General features: G+C 66.9%; 23 protein-coding genes and 3 tRNA genes. 17 read left to right on the plus strand and 9 right to left on the minus strand.

Going from position 1 to position 20,801, the window contains the following annotated elements; translation table 11 throughout:
• Positions 1-22 precede the first annotated feature (22 nt).
• The 3 genes from B7R24_RS05295 to B7R24_RS05305 all read left to right on the plus strand — a co-directional run bounded on the left by B7R24_RS05295 (position 23) and on the right by B7R24_RS05305 (position 1,193).
• Positions 23-655: a histidine phosphatase family protein gene (locus B7R24_RS05295; RefSeq protein ID WP_116417932.1), complete on the plus strand. Its 633-nt coding sequence runs from the start codon at positions 23-25 to the stop codon at positions 653-655.
• The gene (locus B7R24_RS05300; protein WP_116417933.1) at positions 652-1,050 is read left to right on the plus strand and encodes a DUF1801 domain-containing protein; all 399 of its coding nucleotides are present in this window, start codon (positions 652-654) and stop codon (positions 1,048-1,050) included. Before B7R24_RS05295 ends, B7R24_RS05300 begins: the two co-directional genes overlap by 4 nt.
• Positions 1,051-1,121: 71 nt before the next feature.
• Positions 1,122-1,193 (plus strand) — tRNA-Arg (locus tag B7R24_RS05305).
• Positions 1,194-1,202: 9 nt separating this feature from the next.
• Here B7R24_RS05305 and B7R24_RS05310 read toward each other — a convergent pair.
• Together B7R24_RS05310 and B7R24_RS05315 are read right to left on the minus strand one after the other, a co-directional pair.
• Complete coding sequence (locus tag B7R24_RS05310; protein ID WP_216363622.1) at positions 1,203-2,000, minus strand: hypothetical protein; 798 nt, start codon at positions 1,998-2,000, stop codon at positions 1,203-1,205.
• Positions 2,001-2,086: 86 nt separating this feature from the next.
• A complete protein-coding gene (locus B7R24_RS05315) occupies positions 2,087-2,308 on the minus strand; it encodes a hypothetical protein (RefSeq protein ID WP_116417934.1) in 222 nt (73 codons plus the stop codon).
• A gap of 264 nt (positions 2,309-2,572) precedes the next feature.
• On the opposite strand from B7R24_RS05315, the gene B7R24_RS05320 reads away from it, so the two are divergent.
• The 4 genes from B7R24_RS05320 to B7R24_RS05335 are packed head-to-tail and all read left to right on the plus strand — an operon-like array spanning position 2,573 to position 5,808.
• Positions 2,573-3,091: a single-stranded DNA-binding protein gene (locus B7R24_RS05320; protein ID WP_116417935.1), complete on the plus strand. Its 519-nt coding sequence runs from the start codon at positions 2,573-2,575 to the stop codon at positions 3,089-3,091.
• A 31-nt stretch (positions 3,092-3,122) separates the two neighbouring features.
• Positions 3,123-3,623 carry a DUF6993 domain-containing protein gene (locus B7R24_RS05325; protein ID WP_116417936.1) on the plus strand — a complete coding sequence of 167 codons (501 nt, stop codon included), beginning with the start codon at positions 3,123-3,125 and terminating at the stop codon, positions 3,621-3,623.
• A gap of 2 nt (positions 3,624-3,625) precedes the next feature.
• Positions 3,626-5,308, plus strand: coding sequence for an energy-dependent translational throttle protein EttA (gene ettA, locus B7R24_RS05330; RefSeq protein ID WP_116417937.1), 1,683 nt, complete (start codon positions 3,626-3,628; stop codon positions 5,306-5,308).
• A 17-nt stretch (positions 5,309-5,325) separates the two neighbouring features.
• The gene (locus B7R24_RS05335) at positions 5,326-5,808 is read left to right on the plus strand and encodes an acyl-CoA thioesterase (protein WP_116417938.1); all 483 of its coding nucleotides are present in this window, start codon (positions 5,326-5,328) and stop codon (positions 5,806-5,808) included.
• A 37-nt stretch (positions 5,809-5,845) separates the two neighbouring features.
• Here the strand turns inward: B7R24_RS05335 and B7R24_RS05340 are convergent, their stop codons facing one another.
• A complete protein-coding gene (locus B7R24_RS05340; protein WP_116417939.1) occupies positions 5,846-6,715 on the minus strand; it encodes an acyl-CoA thioesterase in 870 nt (289 codons plus the stop codon).
• Positions 6,716-6,792: 77 nt separating this feature from the next.
• Here B7R24_RS05340 and B7R24_RS05345 point away from each other — a divergent pair, with 77 nt between their 5' ends.
• Positions 6,793-7,452, plus strand: a complete 660-nt coding sequence (locus tag B7R24_RS05345; RefSeq protein WP_116417940.1) for a hypothetical protein — start codon at positions 6,793-6,795, stop codon at positions 7,450-7,452.
• Between the two features lie 10 nt (positions 7,453-7,462).
• Here B7R24_RS05345 and B7R24_RS05350 read toward each other — a convergent pair whose 3' ends face one another.
• The 3 genes from B7R24_RS05350 to pepN form a co-directional block, all read right to left on the minus strand.
• Positions 7,463-7,963, minus strand: a complete 501-nt coding sequence (locus B7R24_RS05350) for a globin (RefSeq protein ID WP_116417941.1) — start codon at positions 7,961-7,963, stop codon at positions 7,463-7,465.
• Positions 7,960-8,880, minus strand: a complete 921-nt coding sequence (locus B7R24_RS05355; protein ID WP_116417942.1) for a mechanosensitive ion channel family protein — start codon at positions 8,878-8,880, stop codon at positions 7,960-7,962. Before B7R24_RS05355 ends, B7R24_RS05350 begins: the two co-directional genes overlap by 4 nt.
• 67 nt (positions 8,881-8,947) lie before the next feature.
• A complete protein-coding gene (gene pepN, locus B7R24_RS05360) occupies positions 8,948-11,491 on the minus strand; it encodes an aminopeptidase N (protein WP_116417993.1) in 2,544 nt (847 codons plus the stop codon).
• A 122-nt stretch (positions 11,492-11,613) separates the two neighbouring features.
• Here pepN and B7R24_RS05365 point away from each other — a divergent pair, with 122 nt between their 5' ends.
• From B7R24_RS05365 to B7R24_RS05380, 4 genes are all read left to right on the plus strand, one after another.
• Positions 11,614-12,210 (plus strand): ribose-5-phosphate isomerase, encoded by a 597-nt coding sequence (locus B7R24_RS05365; protein ID WP_116417943.1) that lies wholly within the window; start codon positions 11,614-11,616, stop codon positions 12,208-12,210.
• Positions 12,203-13,141 (plus strand): Fpg/Nei family DNA glycosylase, encoded by a 939-nt coding sequence (locus tag B7R24_RS05370; RefSeq protein WP_116417994.1) that lies wholly within the window; start codon positions 12,203-12,205, stop codon positions 13,139-13,141. The genes B7R24_RS05365 and B7R24_RS05370 overlap by 8 nt, the downstream gene beginning before the upstream one ends.
• Positions 13,138-13,788 carry an FMN-binding negative transcriptional regulator gene (locus B7R24_RS05375; protein WP_116417944.1) on the plus strand — a complete coding sequence of 217 codons (651 nt, stop codon included), beginning with the start codon at positions 13,138-13,140 and terminating at the stop codon, positions 13,786-13,788. The genes B7R24_RS05370 and B7R24_RS05375 overlap by 4 nt, the downstream gene beginning before the upstream one ends.
• Before the next feature lie 100 nt (positions 13,789-13,888).
• Positions 13,889-15,463 (plus strand): amidohydrolase, encoded by a 1,575-nt coding sequence (locus B7R24_RS05380; protein ID WP_116417945.1) that lies wholly within the window; start codon positions 13,889-13,891, stop codon positions 15,461-15,463.
• Between the two features lie 69 nt (positions 15,464-15,532).
• Here B7R24_RS05380 and B7R24_RS05385 read toward each other — a convergent pair whose 3' ends face one another.
• The 3 genes from B7R24_RS05385 to B7R24_RS05395 form a co-directional block, all read right to left on the minus strand.
• Positions 15,533-16,285, minus strand: coding sequence for a hypothetical protein (locus B7R24_RS05385; protein WP_147304958.1), 753 nt, complete (start codon positions 16,283-16,285; stop codon positions 15,533-15,535).
• A 97-nt stretch (positions 16,286-16,382) separates the two neighbouring features.
• Positions 16,383-16,871, minus strand: a complete 489-nt coding sequence (locus tag B7R24_RS05390) for a Dps family protein (protein WP_116417947.1) — start codon at positions 16,869-16,871, stop codon at positions 16,383-16,385.
• Between the two features lie 116 nt (positions 16,872-16,987).
• Positions 16,988-17,061, minus strand: a tRNA-Gly gene (locus tag B7R24_RS05395).
• 81 nt (positions 17,062-17,142) lie between these two features.
• Between B7R24_RS05395 and B7R24_RS05400 the strand changes: the two genes are divergently transcribed.
• From B7R24_RS05400 to B7R24_RS05420, 5 genes are all read left to right on the plus strand, one after another.
• Positions 17,143-17,216, plus strand: a tRNA-Pro gene (locus tag B7R24_RS05400).
• A 53-nt stretch (positions 17,217-17,269) separates the two neighbouring features.
• Entirely contained in the window at positions 17,270-18,664 is a 1,395-nt protein-coding gene (tig, locus tag B7R24_RS05405) for a trigger factor (RefSeq protein WP_172582712.1), read from the plus strand.
• 219 nt (positions 18,665-18,883) lie between these two features.
• Entirely contained in the window at positions 18,884-19,324 is a 441-nt protein-coding gene (locus B7R24_RS05410; protein WP_147303970.1) for a hypothetical protein, read from the plus strand.
• 101 nt (positions 19,325-19,425) lie between these two features.
• Positions 19,426-20,028, plus strand: a complete 603-nt coding sequence (locus B7R24_RS05415) for an ATP-dependent Clp protease proteolytic subunit (RefSeq protein WP_116417950.1) — start codon at positions 19,426-19,428, stop codon at positions 20,026-20,028.
• Positions 20,029-20,059: 31 nt separating this feature from the next.
• A complete protein-coding gene (locus B7R24_RS05420; RefSeq protein WP_172582715.1) occupies positions 20,060-20,740 on the plus strand; it encodes an ATP-dependent Clp protease proteolytic subunit in 681 nt (226 codons plus the stop codon).
• Positions 20,741-20,801: the final 61 nt, after the last annotated feature.

Raw genomic sequence — 20,801 nt, forward strand, 5'->3', positions numbered from 1 at the left:
CCACCCGACTGGAGTCACACCCGTGGTCACTGAAACAATACCGCCCAAGACCGGGCAGATCGTTCTCGTTCGACACGGCGAGACCGCGTGGAGTCTCACGGGTCAGCACACGGGCACGACAGATCTGCCGCTCACGGCCCACGGTGAAGACCAGGCGCGCGCCGTCGGGCGCTTCCTGCAGGGCAGGCCGTTCAGCCAGGTGTTGGTGAGCCCACGCATCCGGGCCCGGAGAACGGCCGAGCTCGTCGGCTACGCAGACGAAGCGGTCGTCGATCCGAATCTCGCCGAGTGGGACTACGGAGCCTACGAGGGCCTCACCTCGGTCGAGATCGTGGCCCAGCGCGGAGCGTGGAACCTCTGGCGCGACGGTGTGCCAGCCGGGGCGACTCCGGGGGAGAACAACGCCCAGGTGCAGCTGCGTGCGCTCTCCGTGCTGTCGCGTGTGCGGGCAGACGTCGATGCGGGTGACGACGTGCTGCTGGTCGCCCACGGCCACATCCTGCGTGCGCTCGCGGCCGCCTGGGTGGAACTGGCTCCGACCGGCGGGCAGATCTTCTCCCTCGCGACCTCGACCCTGAGCGCGCTCGGCTACGAGCACGGCGCCCCGGTCATCCTGCTCTGGAATGCCGCGGCCGACGAAAGGAACCAGCTGTGAACCCCTCCGACGAGATCGACACCCTGATCGCGAAGCACCCGGATTGGCGCGGTGCAGCGTTGGCGAACCTGCGCCGGATGGTGCTCGAGGTCGACAGCGACATCGTCGAGGAATGGAAGTGGATGGGCGCTCCCGTCTGGGAGCTCGACGGCATCCTGGTCGTCGGCAACATCTTCAAGACGAAGGTCAAGATGGGGTTCATGTACGGAGCGTTGATCGACGACCCCGAGAAGCTGTTCAACGGTGAACTCGGCGGCAACCAGCGCCGCTCGGTGGAGTTGGCGGAGGGGGAGAGCGTTGACGAAGACGCCTTCAAAGATCTCATCCGTGCGGCGATCGCCTACAACAGGTCGAAGCCGAAGAAGTCCCGCCCAGTGAAGAAAGAGGGCAGCTGACCGGGTAGAGCCACCGGGCCGCGTCGCGCCGGAGCCCCGGGGTCACTGCGGCATAATGGTGGGGTAGTCCTCCCCCCGTAGCTCAGCGGAAGAGCAAATGGTTTCTACCCATCAGGCCGGGGGTTCGAATCCCTCCGGGGGGACAGTGTGTGTCAGCGCGTGGGGTTTGCGTCGATCTGTCGTTCGAGGGCATCGACGTTGTTCAGCACCCGCTGGGTGTCGAGCGTTCCCGTGGTTGCGCGAGGGGCATCGACCGAGCGCGAAGGGTAGCTGGGCGCCCGGTAGGCGGCCGCCGCCTCCGGGGCAGGGGTCGACGTTCCGGTCGCTGCCCCGGCGTTCGCGGCAGCCGTGGAGGCGCCCGGCGCAGGGTTCGCTGCGGGCGCCGAATACTGCTCGTGGTGCTGCTGTGCGACCCAGGCCTCCTGCTGTTCCTTCAGCGTGCGCTCGGTGTCGGTGCCCTGCGTCGACCATCGGTCGAGATCGCTCTGGAACGAACGGCGGGTGCGGCCCGGGCGGTGCTGCCACTCGACCAACTGGTCGCGGAACTGGATGACGGCAGGCTCGATCTGGTAGCCGAATGTGGCCGAGCTGCGCTTCATCTCGGCGAGCGAATGCGCTGCCCAGTTCGCCGCAACGGCAGCGCCCTTCAGGGGCAGCAGGCGCACCTGGATGTCGGCCTGCCCGGTCGCCCTGTCGGAGAGCACCTGCTCCTGCGGGGTCAGCGAATTCCACACAGAGGCCTGCTCGGCGGCATCCACCAGCGCGCCGATGGCGGCCACTTTGAGGTCGCGGTCGCGGTTCGCCAGCAGTCGTTTGATCGACCCGCTCGCAATCCACGCTGCCAGTAGCCCGGCGACGATGATCGAGACAGCCGGCACCGCGATGCTCGTGATGACGTAGGCCCCACCATCGGTGCCGGCCCAGTTGAGAAAGTTGCTCCACCATTCCATGGGGGAAGACTACCTCCGCCCCTTCACCCGGCCGTGGATCATGCGGGCGTGTGTTGCAGCGCCCCGCGTGCCCTGCTCGACCGCGTTCACCGGAAGCAGCTCAGCGCGTCGTCGATGGAGCCGAAGTCGCCGACACCGACCAACTGCCGCGTCGAGGCGATCATGCGGCGGGCCTCGAAACGGTCGGTGGCCTGTTCGATGTACCCGGCCATGCTGCCATCCGAGCGCAGCACCCGCCAGAGAGTCGGACGCACCTGGCGGAGGGTCGGGGCGAACGCCGAAGCGCGAGCAGTGGGACTGAAGCTCATGTGGTGCCTTTCTGGTGTGTTCGCCGGCCCGGCTCTCGATGTGGCACAACCGTAGAACGAGCCGCTGACATTGGCTCAGGATGCTCGTCGGAGCGGTCTCGGATATGTCCCCTCCACACGCGGTACCCGCGCCCGGTTCTCCACAGATTCGTCGGTGCTCCCGACTGCTCCGGGGGTACCGGAACAGACTCGATCCACCGGCCGAGACGTCGACCAGCCACACCGGCTGGCGGGCGATCGGCCATCACGAGAAGGAGTTCCACCATGCCTGACACCATCGCCCTCACCGGAGTCGTCGCCACCACTCCGCGTCATGTCACCACCGGTGACGGGCTCGCCATCACGAGTTTTCGTCTCGCTTCGAGTCAGCGCCGCTACGACCGGCAGCAGAACACCTGGGTCGAGACCGGAACGAACTGGTACACCGTCACGGCCTTCCGGCAGTTGGCCTCGAACCTGGCCGCCTCGGTCAACAAGGGTGACCGGGTGGTGGCGGCGGGACGGCTGAGAATACGGGAGTGGGAGAACTCCGAGAAGAGCGGCATGACGGTCGAGGTCGAGGCCGAGTCCGTCGGTCATGACCTCGCCTGGGGCAACAGCGAGTTCCGTCGGAGCGTCTCGTCCGAGCGGCAGGAGGCGGGCGGGGGCTGGCACGGGCCCGGGTCGGCAGAGTCCCCGACGAGCGTCGCGGAGCACGCTGCGGCAGAGGGGTTCTTCCCAGCTTCGGGAGGTGAAAGTGAGCTTCTTGCGCACTCTCCTGGCCTAGACTCGACGCGTCTGTAGGGGGATTCAGCTCACAACCGATGGAGTCTTCATGCCTGGGCGTCTGCCTCGTGCCATTCTCGCCACGCTTCTGACCTCGGTCGTCGCCGTCTCCCTGGTCGCCTGCACCGGCGGCGACACCCCGTCTCCCGCTCCGGTGCCGAGCGCCTCCGCCTCGCCGACGGGAGTCGCCGTGCCGACGTCGGGTGCGGCGCCCATCTTCGTGGCGGGCGGGTCTGCGGCCGAGAACCTTCCCGTCTTCGACGCGCTCAACAACGCCACGATCGCCTCGTCGGCCGCGTCGAACACCACCCCCGACGGAAAGGCCTTCACCAGCGCCCTGCGTGACGGCGGGTTCGATGTCTCAGCGATGCAGGTGACCCCCGACGTGACCACGGTCGGGGTGAAGGCCGACACCGTCCAGTTCTCCGTCGCGCTCGGCGGCCAGTGCCTCATCGGGCAGTACGGGTTCGGTGAATACCACAGCCTCGTGGCGCCGCTGCTCGGCACCGGCAGATGCCTGGTCGGGGAGACCCGCACAATAGACTGGTAGCCATGGCCGAATACATTTATTCCATGGTGCGCGCCCGCAAGGCTGTGGGCGAGAAACTGATCCTCGACGACGTGACGATGTCGTTCCTGCCCGGAGCGAAGATCGGTGTGGTGGGTCCGAACGGCGCCGGTAAATCGACCATCCTGAAGATCATGGCGGGGCTCGACACGCCCAGCAACGGCGAGGCGAAACTCAGCCCCGGTTTCAGCGTCGGCATCCTCATGCAGGAGCCCGAGCTCGACGAGACGAAGACCGTCCTCGAGAACGTGCAGGAGGGGGTGGGCGAGATCAAGGGCAAGATCGACCGCTTCAACGAGATCTCCGTCGAGCTCGCAGATCCCGACGCAGACTTCGACAAGCTGCTGGGCGAGATGGGCAACCTCCAGGAGGAGATCGACGCCGCCGACGCGTGGGACCTCGACTCCCAGCTCGAGCAGGCGATGGATGCCCTCAGAACCCCTCCGGGCGATGCGAGCGTCGCCAATCTCTCCGGTGGAGAGAAGCGTCGCGTGGCGCTCACCAAGCTCCTGCTGCAGAAGCCCGACCTTCTGCTCCTCGACGAACCGACCAACCACCTCGACGCCGAAAGCGTGCTCTGGCTCGAGCAGCACCTGGCCAAATACCCCGGCGCCGTTCTGGCCGTGACACACGACAGGTACTTCCTCGACCATGTCGCCGAGTGGATCGCCGAGGTCGACCGCGGCAAGCTCTACCCCTACGAGGGCAACTACTCGACCTACCTCGAGAAGAAGCAGGAGCGCCTGCAGGTGCAGGGCAAGAAAGACGCCAAGCTCTCCAAGCGTCTCGCAGAGGAGCTCGACTGGGTGCGGTCGAACGCCAAGGGCCGCCAGGCGAAGTCGAAGGCGCGTCTCGCCCGCTACGAGGAGATGGTCACCGAGGCCGAGCGCACCAGAAAGCTCGACTTCGAGGAGATCGTCATTCCGGTCGGGCCCCGGCTGGGTTCCCAGGTCATCGACGCGAGCAAGCTGCACAAGGCCTTCGGGGAGCGTGTGCTCATCGACAACCTCTCGTTCACGCTGCCGCGAAACGGAATCGTCGGCGTCATCGGCCCGAACGGCGTCGGCAAGTCGACGCTCTTCAAGACCATCGTCGGCTTCGAGCCGCTCGACGCCGGTACGCTCACGATCGGCGACACGGTCGACATCTCCTACGTCGACCAGGACCGCGGCGGCATCGACCCCAAGAAGAGCCTCTGGGAGGTCGTCTCCGACGGCCAGGACTACATCCAGGTGGGCAAGACCGAGATCCCGTCCCGCGCCTACGTCTCGACGTTCGGGTTCAAGGGCCCCGACCAGCAGAAGGCCGCCGGCGTGCTCTCCGGCGGTGAGCGCAACCGGCTGAACCTCGCTCTGACCCTCAAGCAGGGCGGCAACCTCCTGCTGCTCGACGAACCGACCAACGACCTCGACGTCGAGACGCTCGGCAGCCTCGAGAACGCGCTGCTCGAGTTCCCCGGTTGCGCGGTGGTCATCACACACGATCGGTGGTTCCTCGACCGCATCGCCACCCACATCCTGTCGTACGAGGGCACCGAGGAGGACCCGGCGAACTGGTACTGGTTCGAGGGCAACTTCGAGGCCTACGAGCAGAACAAGATCGAGCGGCTGGGTCCGGATGCAGCCAAGCCGCACCGTTCCGCGTACCGCAAGCTGACCCGAGACTGACGGGCACGGGCACCTCCATGCGGCTCCACGTACCCGCACGTCTCCGCTGGTCCGACCTCGACGCCTACGGCCACGTGAACAACGTGCAGATGCTGCGTCTGCTCGAAGAGGCGCGCATCGAGGCGTTCTGGTCGCCCGAAGAGACGGCGGGGGTTCCCGTCGACTGCTCCGAAACGGCGGTGCTCAACGTGCAACCGGGGTCGGGCACGCTGTCGCTGATCGCGCGGCAGGAGATCGAGTACCTGGTGCAGGTTCCGTACCTCCGCCAGTCACTCGACATCCAGCTCTGGCTCGGCCGGCTCGGCGGAGCCAGCCTCGAGGTCTGTTACGAGGTCTGGAATCCCGAGACCACCGAGCCCCGGGTGCTCTTCACCCGGGCCGCCACGACACTCGTGCTGGCAGACTCCGAGACCGGGCGCCCCCGGCGCATCTCCGACGTCGAGCGAGCCGCGTGGTCGCCCTATGTCGAGGCTCCCCTGGAGTTCTCCCGCCGCCGGTAGCTACGAGGGCGGAGCCCCGATCATCCTGAACCGCGTGCTACCGCAGCGCCGGAATACGCACCATCCCTTCCTGCGCGACGCTCGCCAGCAGAACACCGTCCTTCGAGAACATGCGCCCGAGCGCCAGCCCGCGACCGCCCGACGCGGAGGGCGACTCCTGCGTATAGAGAATCCACTCGTCGGCCCGGCCCGGCCGGTGCCACCACATCGCGTGGTCGAGGCTCGCGGCCTTCAGCCCGGGCGTCAGCCAGCTCAGTCCGTGCCGGCGGTAGATCGACTCGAGCAGGGTGTAGTCGCTGGCGTAAGCGAGGGCCGCCCGGTGCAGTACCGGGTCGTCGGGCAGCCGGTTGATGCACTTGATCCACACCGCCTGGTGGGCGACTCGGTTCTCGTCGGCGGCGAGATAGACGGGCGACGACACATGGCGGATGTCGAAGGGCCGTTCCGATGCCCAGTTGCGAGCGACAGGATGATCGAAATGACCGATGAGGTCGGCCGCGGTCGGCAGCGACTCAGGCTCGGGCACGCCCTCCGGCATCTCGGCCTGATGGTCGAGCCCGGGGTCCTCGATCTGGAACGACGCGATCATCGACAGGATCGGCTGCCCGTTCTGGTAGGCCTGCGTGCGCCTCGTCGTGAACGAGCGGCCGTCGTGGATGCGGTCGACAGAGAACGTGATGGGCTGGTTCGCGTCGCCGGGGCGGAGGAAGTATCCGTGCATCGAGTGCGCGGCACGATCGTCGTCGACGGTGCGGCTGGCCGCGACCAGCGACTGCGCGAGAACCTGTCCGCCGAAGACCCGGCCGAGTGGCGTCCACTCCGACGAGCCCACGAAGATGTCCTCGCTCGTTCGGGCGCTCTTGGTGATGTCGAGCGCTGAAAGCAGGCTTCTGAAGGGGTCTGACATGGGCTCTCCGTCTCGATCCGGTAAAGGCGGCCGTGCAACCACTCGCTCACCCTCACCGTGAAGTAGTTTAGAAGCTGATGGTTCATACGTTCTCGCTCGTCGACGCTCTCTCGCTCGGAGACCTCAAGGTCTTCCTCGGTCGCGCGGCGCGGGTGGGCACCGGGTCGGTGCGACTGATCGGCGGCCAGGGCGTGCTCGCCGTCTACGCCTCCGTGCTGGCGCCGAAGGGGCTGCTCGACACCGGTCCGACGGTGCTGGGGCTCCGCACCTTCGCGCTGACAGACACCGAGGAGTCCTTCGACGAGATCATCTCGATCAGGGCGCTGCTCGACCGGCTGGCTCTGCTCTCGGTCGTCGTCAACGGCGAGACGGGCCCCGTCGACGTCACTCTGCCGCCGTCGGAGGGCCTCGCGGCCTGGGCCGGCATCTCGCCGCCCCGCGGTGGCTGGACGAATCTCGGCCTGGTCGACACGGCCCTGCTCGAGAAGTCTGCGGGGGACGGCATCTCCGAGGTCGCAGCCGCGCTTCCCCCCGACACCGGTGAGCAGATCGTGCACCGGGTGCGGTCCCAGGTCTGGGGCCGTGCCATCGCGGGGATCGAGCGCGAGACCGCCTCGGGCGCGGCGTTCGCCGCCGTCAGTCTCGGCTTCCTGCGGCCCGAAGACCCGGTCGCGATCTACAGATCGGGCCCGTGGACCCGGTTGAGCACCCGGCGCGGTCACGTGCTGACCCGCTAGAGCAACCGCCTCACTCCTCGAAGGTGTTCACCATCGCGTGGGCCGCGCGTTCCAGGTAGTCCCAGAGCGTCGCGTCCTGAAGCGGCGCGAGCTGCAGGGAATCCACGGCGGCGCGCATGTGCGTGAGCCACCGGTCTCGCGCGTCGGGGTTGACCTTGAACGGGTTGTGGCGCATCCGGAGCCGCGGGTGGCCGCGCTCCTGGCTGTAGGTCGTCGGGCCGCCCCAGTACTGTTCGAGAAAGCCGGTGAGGCGCTGGATGGCCCCTTCGAGGTCTTCTTCGGGATACATGGCCACCAGAACGGGGTCAGCTGCAACGCCACTGTAGAACGTGCGGACGAGCTTCTCGAAGGTGGGGCGCCCGCCGATCTGCTCGTAGAAGGTTGCCCCAGCGTCGGTGGCGGGCGCCGACGCGGTGGGAACCAGAGGAATGAGTGGCAGCGCACGGCCAGCACCGGAGGAAGGCACGGGAGCCGGCGTGGAGAGGGGGGAGGAGCCCGCGGGGTCGCTCATCGCGTCCCCCCGCGGGGCGCGGCGCCCTCGAACCCGGTCAGCACGATGCTGTTCAACGACGGCAGGTGCACACCCATGTCGTCGAGGGCGCGCTTCAGCAGCATCCGCAGCTCTCGTGCGACGTCGTCTTTGGAGTTCGTGCGGGTCTTGACGACCAGTCGGATGACGAGGGCCTCGGCAGAGATGCTCTCGAGCCCCCAGATCTCGGGCCGCTCGATGACACGCGAACGCCATTTCTCGCTCTCGGCGAGGTCGTTCGCCGTTTCGAGCATGCGCGCCTGCACCGCATCGATGTCGGTGTCGTACGGAACGGCGAGGTCGATGATCACCCGCGACCAGCCCTGCGACATGTTGCCCACCCGGAGGATCTCGCCGTTGCGCACGAACCACAGCGTGCCGTTGACATCACGCAGAGTGGTGACGCGGATTCCGACCGCCTCGACCACACCGGTCGCGGGCCCGAGATCGACGACATCGCCGACCCCGAGCTGGTCTTCCACCACCATGAAGAGCCCGTTCAGCATGTCTTTGATCACGTTCTGGGCGCCGAAACCGAGCGCTGCACCCAGAACGCCGGCAGAGGCCACGATCGCGGTCACCTGGAACTGCAGCTCACCCAGAATCAGGATGAAGGCGAAGACCATGATCGCCCAGGTGATGAGGTTCGACAGCACACTGCCCATCGTGCGCGTGCGCTGCACGACGCGAACAGCGGCCACGGGGGAGGCGATGATGGCCTGTGTGTCGGCGGCGTCGTGTTTCTTCTTCACACCCGTGACGACGCGCTTGACGACACGGTCGACCGAGCGCAGCAGGATCCATCGGACGATGAGCGCACCGAGCACGATGAAGACGATGTTGAGCAGGTGCTGGTACGAGACGTAGAAGTTACCCAGGTTCGTGAAGAAGTCGTTCATATGCGTCTCATGGTAGCGAGGGCCCCCCAGACCTTTCTGAGGGGCCCCCGAATGCCGTCGCCGTCAGTCAGTCGGCGTCGCGCGCCTGCGCCGCCAGCGCCCGCTCGACCCCGGCGAGGTTCTCGACGACGAGCCGCCGAAGCGCAGCAGGCTCCGGGTCGGTCGCCAGCCAGGCGACGGTCGCGTCGCGAAGCTCTGCCGAAGCGAGCCCCGACGGGTACAGCCCCGTGATGAGCGTGGCAGCGATCTGGTAGGAACGCGTCTCCCACAGCGTCTTGACGACCTCGAAGTACTTGGCGATGTACGGCTGCAGCAGGTGATCGTCGGCCGCACGCTGGAAGCCCACCGTCGTCGCCCGCACGATGAGGTTCGACGCCGAGTCGGTGTCGACGAGTGATGCCCACGCCGCGGCCTTGGCCTCCTCCGTCGGGATGGATGCCCGCGCGCTCGCGGCCGATTGGGCGCCCGTCGCAGTGTTGTCGGCGGCCAGCGCGGCGTCGATCTCCGGCGCACCCGCCTTGCCCGAAGCAACCAGCGAGGTGAGCAGGTCCCAGGTGAGGTCGGTGTCGATCGTCAGGCCTTCGAGCACGATCGAGCCGTCGAGCAGTCCGGCGACATGGGCCAACGTCTCCTCGGTGCGCGCTGTCGCGGCGAAGAACCTGGCGAACTGGAACTGCTCGTCAGACCCGGGGGCGGCGTTCCGGGCCAGCGCCCAGAGCTCGTCGGCCACCGACGCCAGGGTCTGCGCCTGGAATTCGGGGGCCACATAGCTGTTCGCCGTCTGCACGAGCTGGTTGAGCGCGGTGCGCAGCGTCGTCGACTCGTCTTCGGTCGCCACGTTGCCCAGCACCAGCCGTACGAAGTCGCGCGGCTTCGTCTCGGCGTCGCGCGTCGCATCCCACACCGACCCCCAGACGATCGAGCGGGCGAGCCCGTCTTCGATGGCGGCCAGGTGCGCGATCGCGGTCGACAGCGATTGCTCGTCGAGTCGGATCTTCGTGTACGCGAGGTCGTCGTCGTTCAGCAGCACCAGGTCGGGGCGGGTGAGCCCGACGAGTTCTTCGACGGTCGTCGAGGTGCCCGCGACATCCAGTTCGACCCGGTGGTTACGGATCAGCGCACCCTCGTGCAGGTTGTAGAACCCGATTGCCAAGCGGTGGGGCCGGATGGTCGGGTACGCCTCGACCGCCGTCTGCTCGATGACGAACGAGCTGATCACGCCGTCGGAATCGGTCTCGATGACAGGACGCAGGGTGTTGACGCCGGCCGTCTCGAGCCAGGCCTCAGACCACTCGGAGAGGTCGCGGCCGCTCGTGTGCTCGAGTTCGAGCAGCAGGTCGCCGAGCTCGGTATTGGAGTACTGGTGCTTCTTGAAGTAGTGGCTGACGCCGGCGAGGAACTGCTCCTGGCCGACCCACGCGACGAGCTGCTTGAGTACGGAGGCGCCCTTGGCGTAGGTGATGCCGTCGAAGTTCACCTGCACGTCGTCGAGATCGTTGATGCTCGCGAAGATCGGGTGGGTGGAGGGCAGCTGGTCCTGGCGGTAGGCCCAGCTCTTCTCGGTCGACGCGAAGGTCGCCCAGGCGCCATGCCACTCGGTTGCCTCGGCGGTGGCGAGGGTCGAGATGTATTCGGCGAACGACTCGTTCAGCCAGAGGTCGTTCCACCACTTCATGGTCACGAGGTCGCCGAACCACATGTGCGCGAGCTCGTGCAGGATGGTCACGACACGACGCTCCCGCTGGGCATCCGTCACCTTCGACCGAAAGACGTAGGCCTCGGTGAACGTCACGGCGCCCGCGTTCTCCATTGCCCCGGCGTTGAACTCGGGCACGAAGAGCTGGTCGTACTTGGCGAACGGGTAGGGGTAGTCGAAGGCCTTCTCGTAGAACTCGAAGCCCTGGCGGGTCTTCTCGAACACGTAGTCGGCGTCCATGTACTGCGAGAGCGAGGCCCGGGAGAACACACCGAGCGGGATGGTGCGACCATCGCTCGACGTCAGCTCGCTGCGCTCGACCACGTACGGGCCGGCCACGATCGCGGTGACGTAGGAGGAGAGGATCGGGGTCGGCTCGAAGCTCCATGTCGACGTACCCTCGCCCGACTCAACGGGGGTGGGCGTGGGGGAGTTCGACACGACCTGCCATCTCGACGGCGCGGTGACGGTGAAGGTGAACGTCGCCTTCAGATCGGGCTGCTCGAAGACTGCGAAGACGCGGCGGGAGTCGGGCACCTCGAACTGGCTGTAGAGGTAGACCTCACCGTCGACCGGGTCGACGAAGCGGTGCAGGCCCTCGCCCGTGTTCGTGTAGAGCGCGTCGCTCACGACGGTCAGCTCGTTCTCAGCCAGCAGGTCGTCGAGCTGGATGCGCACGCCGTCGCTGACCGCGGCGGGGTCGAGCGAGGAACCGTTCAACGTGACGCTGTGCACGGTCTTGGTGATGGCGTCGATGAACGTCGAGGCCCCCGCGGTGGCGGTGAAACGCACGGTGGTGGTGCTCAGGAACGTCTCGGGCCCGGTCGTCAGATCGAGGCTGATGTCGTAGCTCGAGGTCGTGATGAGCGAGGCGCGCTCGCGGGCCTCGTCGCGGGTGAGGTTTTCTCCAGGCAACTGATGGTCTCCGTACTGGTCGTGGGGCTGATGTTCCGCCATGGCGCCTCGTGGGCTCGGCGGGAATTCCACCAGCAAGCCTAGCCACTCCGGTGTCGGCGGCGACTTGTAAGCTCGTCGCTATGCGAATCCACCTCGGCACCGACCACGCGGGGCTCGACTTCAGCCGGCAACTCTTCGACCACCTGACGGCGGCGGGGCACGAGGTGATCGACCATGGTCCTGCGAATTACGACCCCATCGACGACTACCCCTCCTTCTGCATCAATGCGGCGCTGGGCGTGGTGCGCGACCAGCGTGCCGGGGTCGAGGCCCTCGGGATCGTCTTCGGCGGGTCGGGCAACGGCGAGCAGATCGCGGCCAACAAGGTGAACGGCGCCCGCGCCGCACTCGTCTGGAGCGAGGCGACCGCCCTGCTCGCCCGGCAGCACAACGACGCGAACCTCATCGCCATCGGCGCCCGCCAGCACACCGTCGACGAGGCCGTCGCGTTCATCGACACCTTCATCGCCGAGCCGTTCTCCTTCGAAGAACGCCATGCGCGCCGCATCGCGCAGCTCGCCGAGTACGAGGCGACCGGTGCGATCGCGGGCGTGTACGTGGGTGCAGACGTGGCCGATCGTGCCTCTGCCGGTACCGCCACGACGGGTGCGGACGTGGCCGATCGTGCCTCTGCCGGTGCCGCCACGACGGGTGCAGACGTGGCCGATCGTGCCTGAGGGCCACTCCGTCCACCGCATCGCGCTGCAGTTCGAACGCGACTTCGTCGGCCACACCGCCGCCGTCAGCTCACCGCAGGGCCGTTTCGCCGAGGGTGCCGCTGAGATCGACGGGCTCCGGATGCTCAGCTCCCGTGCCATCGGAAAGCAGATGTTCCTCGAATTAGAAAACGACAGATGGCTGCGCATCCACCTCGGGCTCTACGGCGCCTGGGAATTCTTCGGCACGGTCTCGTCCATCAACGAGGAGTCCGAGACGTACGGCAGCATCGGCGCTCCCCGCCGCCGCCGGGCGGTTCGCATGGCCGAGAACGACACCGAAAAGCCGTCGGACTTCGACACGTTCCCGCCCGAACCTGTGGGCCAGGTGCGCGTTCGTCTGGTGACCGACGAGACTGTTGCCGACCTCCGCGGCCCGACTGCGTGCGAGGTGATCGACTCGGCCCAGGTCGCCCTGGCCATCGAGAAGCTCGGCCCCGACCCCGCCGACGATTCGAGCAAGGCTGCCGAAGACCGGTTCGTCAAACGCATCCGCACCAAGCCCACACCGATCGGGCTGCTGCTGATGGACCAGTCCGTCGTCGCCGGCATCGGCAACGTCTACCGGGCCGAGCTGCTGTTCCGCGCGCGCCTCGACCCGCACACTCCCGGCAAGGCCATCTCGGTGCCACGGCTCCGAGCGCTCTGGCAGGACTGGGTCTACCTGCTCGACATCGGCATCCGCACGGGCATGATGCTCACCCGGGACGGCCTGTCGCCCGCCGAGCAGAAGAAGGCGGTACGCAGTCGAGCCGACCGGTACTGGGTCTACAAGCGCGAGGGCCTGCCCTGCCTCGTGTGCGGCACGAACATCCTGCTCGAGGAGATGGGTGCCCGAAAGCTCTACTGGTGCCCGAAAGACCAGAAGCTGCCGCGGAACGTGACACGGTGAGGCAGAATCCGGTCTTCGACGCGCCCGGTGATGACGAGGCCGGCCGCGACGACGAGATTCGCCGTCTCATCCGCGAGAACCCGTGGGTGACCCTCGTCAGCAACACCTCCGCCGGGCTTGTGGCCTCGCACTATCCGGTCGTTCTCGACGAGCACGCGCCGGGTGTCAGCATCCTGAGTCATGTCGGGCGACCGGATGATCGGCTGCACGAACTCGGCGAGCACGAGGTGCTCGTGGTGGTGCAGGGCCCGCACGGGTACATCTCGCCGGGCTGGTACGGGGCGAACCCGGAGGTGCCGACGTGGAACTTCGTCGTCGCCCACCTGCACGGCGTGCCCGAAATTCTGCCCGCGGCCGAGAACCTCGGTGTTCTGGCGTCGCTCGTCGACCATTTCGAAGACCGGATGCCCGAGCCCCGCCGCATGAACGGAACCCTCGAGAATGCAGAGTACGCAGCCCGCATCAGCGCGGGCACGGTCGGCTTTCGGCTCACCGCGACGCGCATCGACGCGAAGTTCAAGTTGAGCCAGAACCGCCCCGCAGAGACCGTCGACCGCATCCTGCACGAGCTCTCGGAGGGGGAGAACTACGCGAACCCCGCCTTGGCCGCCGAGATGCGCCGCGTGCACCCCCGGCCCACGCCATGACCGGCGTCTCTCGTTCGTGGCTTACGAGGGGCCCCGAATCGTTGCACCCGGGCTCGTTCGGCACGATTTCGGCCTCCTCGCTCGCGATCGGGGTGTGTGCATGACGGAAGACATCTTCCTGCAGGGTGGGCGGATGCCCGGGCACGAGGGCGCGTTCGATGTGCTCATGGCCGACGGGCGGATCCACGCCATCGTGCCGAGCGGAATCGTGGCGCCGCCGGTGTCGTCGCGGGTGCTCGCGCTCGAGGGGCGCTTCCTCGTACCGGGGCTGTGGGACAACCACGTGCACTTCACCCAGTGGGCTGCGCAGAGCCGGCGCCACGACTTCGCGGGGTCGACCGTGTCGGCGGAGGAAGTGCTCGCGCGCGTGGCCGCGATCACCGGCGCGGGGGAGCTGGCGTCCGTTTCGCCCGACATCGCCACCGGTGCGAGTGATGTGGCCACGCCGGTGCCCGTCGCCTCTGCGACTGCACCCGTCATCGGATTCGGACTGCGCGATGCCCTCTGGGCGACCGCCCTCGACAGCCGCCGCCTCGATGCGGTCTCGGGCGGGGCCGGTCGGCAGGTCATCCTGATCAGCGGCGACCTGCACAGTTGCTGGTTGAACTCGGCGGCCCTGAATCGTTTCGGCCTGCCCGAACACCCCACCGGTTACCTCCAGGAAGAGGAGTGCTTCAGGGTCACGGGCCTGATGAACGACCTCTCCGACGACGAGGGTGACGAGCTCGCCGCCGAGGCCGCCCGGGCCGCTGCCGCGCGTGGCGTCGTCGGAATAGTCGATCTCGAGATGACCGACAACCTCGCTGCGTGGCGACGTCGCATCGTCGGCGGCCAGCGCGACCTGCGCGTCGCCTTCGGCATCTACACGGCCCAGCTCGACGCCTCGATCGAAGCGAAACTGCATACCGGCGACATCATCCCCGGCACCGGCGGCCTGCTCACCGTCGGCCCCTTCAAAGTCATCACCGACGGTTCTCTGAACACGCGAACGGCCTACTGCTTCGACGAATATGCCGGGCTCGAAGGTCAGGAGCACTCGCACGGGCTGCTGACGGTGGCTCCGGATGATCTGCAGCGCCTGCTCGAGCGGGCGAGTGCGGCGGGGCTGATACCCGCGGTGCATGCGATCGGCGACCATGCCAACTCCCTGGCTCTCGACATCTTCGAGGCGCTCGGATCGCGCGGGCGCATCGAGCACGCCCAACTCGTCGCGGAATCCGACTTCGCCCGCTTCGCGGCGGCGGGCGTCACGGCCAGCGTGCAGCCCGAGCACGCGATGGACGACCGCGAGGTCGCCGACCGGTACTGGGCGGGCCGCACCGACCGCGCTTTCGCGCTGGCGAGTCTCCGGGCGGCCGGTGCCAGCCTGCTGCTCGGCTCCGATGCGCCGGTGGCGCCGCTCGACCCGTGGGTGACCATGGCGGCGGCGATCGGTCGCGCCCGCGACGAGCGAACCCCCTGGCATCCGGAGCAGCGCATCCCGGCGGCCGACGCTCTCGCGGCGTCGACCAACGGCTCCGCCCTCATCGGGGTGGGCACTCCCGCCGACATCGTGGTCACCGACCTCGACCCGCTCGACACGTCGCCCGAGCTTCTCCGCACCATGCCCGTCTCGGCGACCTTCCTCGCGGGCCGCCCGACGTACCTCGCCCCCTGGGCCAGCATGCTCGCCTGACCGGCGAGATCGCCTGACCGGGGCGCGCTCGCCCGACCGCGCCCCGGCCGGATCTTCGTCCCGACAGCGCTACTGCGGTTTACCGCTGCAGAACACCGACCGGTGCGCACCGCTCGATTCGTCGTGCGCCACGACCACCCCGTCGACCGTTATCGTGCAGGCGAGCGCCGAATCGTCGTCGACCGGCAGCCCCGAGGCGATGAGAGTGAACAGTCCCGGGTTCTTCGCGTTCACGGTGAGCTGCACCGGGTGATCCCACGGGAGCTGGTGCACGCTCGCCGGTACCGTTTCGCCGCTCGGCAGGGGAGAGGCAGCCCCGATACTCGCTCCGCCGTCGCCCGTCAGCGAATACACGACGGTCGCCTGTCGGGTCGTACCGACACCCGGACCGTTCTGGTACGTGCCATCCGGCCCCGCGAAAGAACTGTGAGTCACCGCCGGGTAGACGTAGAGGTAGAGCAGACCCGCCAGCGCAGCGAGCGAGAGAAAGCTCAGAATGCGCCGGGCCGACGGCACCAGCGGAAGTGAGTCGGGAAAGAACCGCAGCGCGGCGCTGAGCACGCCGAACAGCAGGAACCCGAAGATGAGCCCGATGAAGGCGAGGTCGAGCCCGGGGCCGAGGAGCACGGCGACAGCCACTGCTGTGCCGAGGAGAACCGCACCGAGCACCACCACGACGACGACGACGACCACGCGCCGCGTCGAGCGCCTCCGCCCCGGCGAAAGGGCAACACGAGCATCCGGAGCGGCCACGGGCGTCGCCGACGCTGCGTCGCGCTCAGGCGGGTCACCGGGCGACGGTCGGCGGGGCTCGGGAATCATGATCACAAGTGAGAGAATATCACTTAACCTTCACCGGTGTGAAACGACGAAGGGGCCCCAGAGGGACCCCTTCGGTGGAACGTGTGGAACGGTGTCCCTAGACCGTCGCGATGTGCGCGAAGAGGAACCAGCGGTCCTTCTCGAGGCCGCGCGCGATCTCGATGGCGACATCCTGGCTCGCGGCGTCGATAGGGCCGAGCTCCTTGATCGCCTTGTTCACGCTCACCATGAGGGCGTCGATCGAGGAGACGAGGGCGGCGACGAACACGTCGGCGGGCTGGAACCCGGCGGGCAGCTCGGGCAGCGTGGTCTTCGCGGCGACGGTCTGGATGCGGGCGTCGAGGGGGAGGCCGAGCGCGACGACCCGCTCGGCGGCGGTGTCGGAGTACTCCTCGGCACGCTCCACGATCTCGTCGATCAGCTCGTGGACGGCGATGAAGTTGGCCCCGCGCACGTGCCAGTGGGCCTGCTTGCCGTTGATGACGAGGGCCTGCGAATCGATCACGACCTGGCCGAGGAACTGCGCGGCAGCGGCCGCGACATCCGGATTCGAGGAGCTCTTGATGGTGGTGACAACGTCGCTCATGACGTCTCCCTTCAGGAAGTTCGGCCCATGTGGCGGGCTCGTACACGTCACGTTACTCAGCCTGAACCGGCCCGCAAGCAAGCTGAGGCTGGGCTAACGAAGGGAAGGATTACCTCTGGAGGGGATGACCAGGATCGAACTGGCGTCATCAGTTTGGAAGACTGAGGCTCTACCATTGAGCTACATCCCCGTGTGCCCAGAAGGCACGGGGAACAGCGTAGTACAGGTTCGGTACATCTATGGGTGCACTAGACTTGCCGAGGTTATTTCCCGGGGCGTAGCTCAGCTTGGTAGAGCGCTCGGTTTGGGACCGAGAGGTCGCAGGTTCGAATCCTGTCGCCCCGACAAGACCGATCTACAGCCAGCTCACCAGTTTCAATCCTCAGGAGATTTTTCACGTGAAGACCACGGTAGAACAGCTCAGCCCCACTCGCGTCAAGCTCGAGATCTCGGTGACGCCCGAAGAGCTGAAGCCCAGCATCGACCACGCCTACAGCCACATCGCCGAGCAGGTCAACATCCCCGGGTTCCGCAAGGGCAAGGTGCCGCCGCCCCTCATCGACCAGCGCGTCGGCAAAGACGCCGTTCTCGAGCACGCGGTGAACGACGGGCTCGACGGCTTCTACCGCGCGGCCATCTCCGAGAAGGAGCTCCGCCCGCTCGGCCGTCCCGAGGCCGACATCGTCGAGTGGCCGAGCAACAAGGACTTCACCGGTGACCTGCAGTTGGCCATCGAGGTCGATGTTCGTCCCGAGCTCGACCTGCCCGACTATGCCGGGCTCCCGGTCACCGTCGATCCGCTCGAGGTCAGCGACGAAGAGGTCGATGCCGAGCTCGAGAAGCTCCGCACCCGCTTCGGTACGCTCATCACGGTCGACCGCCCCATCAAGACGGGCGACTTCGCCCAGATCGACCTCATCGCCACCATCGACGACAACGAGGTCGACAACGCGACCGGTATCTCGTACGAGGTCGGCTCGGGCGAGCTGCTCGAAGGCCTCGACGGTGTCATCGACTCGCTGACCGCGGGCGAGACCACCTCCTTCGAGGCGCCCCTGCTCGGCGGCGAGTTCGCCGGCAAAGACGCCCTCGTCACCGTGACCATTAACTCGGTCAAGGAGCGCGAGCTGCCCGAGGCCGACGACGACTTCGCCCAGATCTCGAGCGAGTTCGACACGATCGACGAGCTGAAGGCCGACCTGAAGACCCAGGTCGAGCGCCAGAAGTCGTTCACCCAGGTGACGGATGCCCGCACCAAGACCCTCGAGGCCCTGCTCGCTCTCGTCGAGGTGCCGGTTCCGCCGAAGCTGATCGAAGACGAGGTGCACCGTCACCTCGAGAACGAGAGCCGCCTCGAAGACGACGAGCACCGCGCAGAGGTCACCGAGTCGAGCACCTCGACCTTCAAGACCCAGATCCTCCTCGACGTCATCGCCGAGAAGGAAGAGGTCAAGGTCAGCCAGGACGAACTGAGCCAGTACCTCATCCAGAGCGCTGCGCAGTACGGCATGGAGCCGCAGGAGTTCGTCAAGGTGCTCGACGAGAACGGCCAGATCCCCGCCATGGTCGGTGAGGTCGCCCGCAACAAGGCGCTCGCCATCGTTCTCGACAAGGCCGTCGTCACCGACACCAACGGCAAGAGCGTCGACGTCTCGGAGTTCACCTCGATCACGCGCGATGCCGACCAGCCGTTCATCGCTGTCGACGGCTCGTCAGATGACGACGACTCCGACGCCGGCGACCGCGAGGGTCACGACCACGCCGGCCACGACCATGCGGGTCACTCGCACTAGTCACTGACCGCGACGCGGCGACACGCCGCAGAAGGGCCCCACGATCATCCGCGGGGCTCTCTCCTTTGTCGGGTTATGCTCATTTTCGGTAGGATCGGATCTGTGCTCCGACCTTCCCTCACCACGCCTGCCGGCCCAGCGCTGTTCGAGTTCGCTGTGGGAGGGGTACTGCTCCCGCGAAAGCCGCACAACCTTCACAACCCGCCACACGGAGGGTTCGTGGCTGCGTGGTTGCCATTTGGTGGTGTGAGGGTCGGCGCCGTCTGCGTACCCACCCGGCCGAGCCGCAACGGCTGGGGCGTCGTGGTGACCTTCGCGGTCGAAGAAGCCTGCGGGCCCATCGACTTTCGCGTGCGCATCGACCCGTCGATCGAAAGCGGGTGGTGCACCGGCCAGGGCCTCGCCGCGATCGCCTACGGGGCGTCAGGTGTGACGGTCTATGTCGGCGGCCCAGATGAAGGCGTCGCGAACTGGCTGCCCGCTGTCGACCGGGCACTTCCTGTGCCTGTCACCGGGCTGGGTTGGCGCATCACGGGGGCGGCCGCAGGGGAGACGATCGAGCGGCATTGTGCGATCGCCTGGGGCCACGGTGAAACTGGGGAATACGAGGCTTGGACTGCTGTCGACACGAGGGTCGACCTCATCCGCAGGGCGCAGTAGCGTGGTCGGAGTCTGCCCCCAGCGAACAGAGGCGTGCGGGGGTGACGGCTCCACTAGATTCGAATTACCGCAAGTGAATTGGAGCGACAAACATGGCCGATATGGCGATGCCAAACAGCGTTTTCGAACGTCTTCTGAAAGACCGGATCATCTGGCTCGGCACTGAGGTTCGCGACGACATGGCGAACGAGATCTGTGCAAAGATCCTTCTCCTCGCCGCAGAAGACCCCAATCGCGACATCTACCTCTACATCAACTCTCCCGGCGGATCGATCACCGCGGGTATGGCCATCTACGACACGATGAAGTTCGTCACGAACGACATCGTCACCGTCGGTATCGGCATGGCCGCCTCGATGGGGCAGTTCCTGCTCTCCTCCGGCACCAAGGGCAAGCGCTACATCACGCCGAACGCCCGCGTTCTGCTCCACCAGCCCTCCGGCGGGTTCGGCGGCACCTCGGCCGACATCCAGACCCAGGCCCTGCTGATTCTCGACATGAAGAAGCGGATGGCCGAACTGACGGCCGAGCAGACCGGCAAGACTCCCGAGCAGGTCATGCTCGACGGTGACCGCGACAACTGGTTCACCGCCCAGGAGGCCCTCGAGTACGGCTTCGTCGACTACGTGCGCGAGTTCTCCTCCGACGTTGCCGGCGGCGGCGGCACCGAGGTCGAAGACTCCGTTCCCTCCGAATCCAACTAGTCGCGACACCTTCGAAAGAACAGAGACCAGAATGCACACCCCCACCTTCGGCGGAATGCCGGCCGCATCCCCCTACGGGAACGGTACGAGCCCGTCCGACCGCTACATCCTCCCCACCTTCGAAGAGCGCACGGCCTACGGCTACAAGCGTCAAGACCCGTACGCCAAGCTGTTCGAAGACCGCATCATCTTCCTCGGCGTGCAGATCGACGACGCGTCGGCCGACGACGTGATGGCCCAACTGCTCGTGCTCGAGAGCCAGGATCCCGACCGCGACATCGAGATGTACATCAACTCGCCCGGTGGTTCGTTCACGGCCATGACGGCCATCTACGACACCATGCAGTACGTCAAGCCGAACATCCAGACGGTCTGCCTCGGCCAGGCGGCGTCTGCCGCCGCCGTCATCCTCGCGGCCGGCACGCCGGGAAAGCGTCTCGCCCTGCCGAACGCGCGCATCCTGATCCACCAGCCCTCGGCCGGTGGCCAGGGCGGCGGCCAGGCATCCGACATCGAGATCCAGGCGCGGGAGATCCTCCGCATGCGCACCTGGCTCGAGGACACCCTGGCCTTCCACTCGAACCGAACGAGTGAGCAGGTCAACAAGGACATCGACCGCGACAACATCCTGAGCGCGGCCGACGCTGTCGAGTACGGCATCATCGACCAGGTGCTGACCTCGCGCAAGAACCTTCCCGCACTGGTTAAGTAAGTAGGAGTGCACTGACGCGAAAGGCATCCGGCTTCGGCCGGGTGCCTTTCGCTGTCTCAAT

This window comes from Subtercola boreus (genome assembly GCF_003399645.1).
GTDB lineage: Bacteria > Actinomycetota > Actinomycetes > Actinomycetales > Microbacteriaceae > Subtercola > Subtercola boreus_A.

What these genes read in the sequence shown, in the direction of transcription:
- B7R24_RS05310 (WP_216363622.1), bottom strand. Translation starts at nt 2,000, where the DNA reads ATGGAATGGTGGAGCAACTTTCTCAACTGGGCCGGCACCGATGGTGGG.
- B7R24_RS05315 (WP_116417934.1), bottom strand. Translation starts at nt 2,308, where the DNA reads ATGAGCTTCAGTCCCACTGCTCGCGCTTCGGCGTTCGCCCCGACCCTC.
- B7R24_RS05320 (WP_116417935.1), top strand. Translation starts at nt 2,573, where the DNA reads ATGCCTGACACCATCGCCCTCACCGGAGTCGTCGCCACCACTCCGCGT.
- B7R24_RS05325 (WP_116417936.1), top strand. Translation starts at nt 3,123, where the DNA reads ATGCCTGGGCGTCTGCCTCGTGCCATTCTCGCCACGCTTCTGACCTCG.
- ettA (WP_116417937.1), top strand. Translation starts at nt 3,626, where the DNA reads ATGGCCGAATACATTTATTCCATGGTGCGCGCCCGCAAGGCTGTGGGC.
- B7R24_RS05335 (WP_116417938.1), top strand. Translation starts at nt 5,326, where the DNA reads ATGCGGCTCCACGTACCCGCACGTCTCCGCTGGTCCGACCTCGACGCC.
- B7R24_RS05340 (WP_116417939.1), bottom strand. Translation starts at nt 6,715, where the DNA reads ATGTCAGACCCCTTCAGAAGCCTGCTTTCAGCGCTCGACATCACCAAG.
- B7R24_RS05345 (WP_116417940.1), top strand. Translation starts at nt 6,793, where the DNA reads ATGGTTCATACGTTCTCGCTCGTCGACGCTCTCTCGCTCGGAGACCTC.
- B7R24_RS05350 (WP_116417941.1), bottom strand. Translation starts at nt 7,963, where the DNA reads ATGAGCGACCCCGCGGGCTCCTCCCCCCTCTCCACGCCGGCTCCCGTG.
- B7R24_RS05355 (WP_116417942.1), bottom strand. Translation starts at nt 8,880, where the DNA reads ATGAACGACTTCTTCACGAACCTGGGTAACTTCTACGTCTCGTACCAG.
- B7R24_RS05365 (WP_116417943.1), top strand. Translation starts at nt 11,614, where the DNA reads ATGCGAATCCACCTCGGCACCGACCACGCGGGGCTCGACTTCAGCCGG.
- B7R24_RS05380 (WP_116417945.1), top strand. Translation starts at nt 13,889, where the DNA reads ATGACGGAAGACATCTTCCTGCAGGGTGGGCGGATGCCCGGGCACGAG.
- B7R24_RS05385 (WP_147304958.1), bottom strand. Translation starts at nt 16,285, where the DNA reads ATGATTCCCGAGCCCCGCCGACCGTCGCCCGGTGACCCGCCTGAGCGC.
- B7R24_RS05390 (WP_116417947.1), bottom strand. Translation starts at nt 16,871, where the DNA reads ATGAGCGACGTTGTCACCACCATCAAGAGCTCCTCGAATCCGGATGTC.
- B7R24_RS05415 (WP_116417950.1), top strand. Translation starts at nt 19,426, where the DNA reads ATGGCGATGCCAAACAGCGTTTTCGAACGTCTTCTGAAAGACCGGATC.
- B7R24_RS05420 (WP_172582715.1), top strand. Translation starts at nt 20,060, where the DNA reads ATGCACACCCCCACCTTCGGCGGAATGCCGGCCGCATCCCCCTACGGG.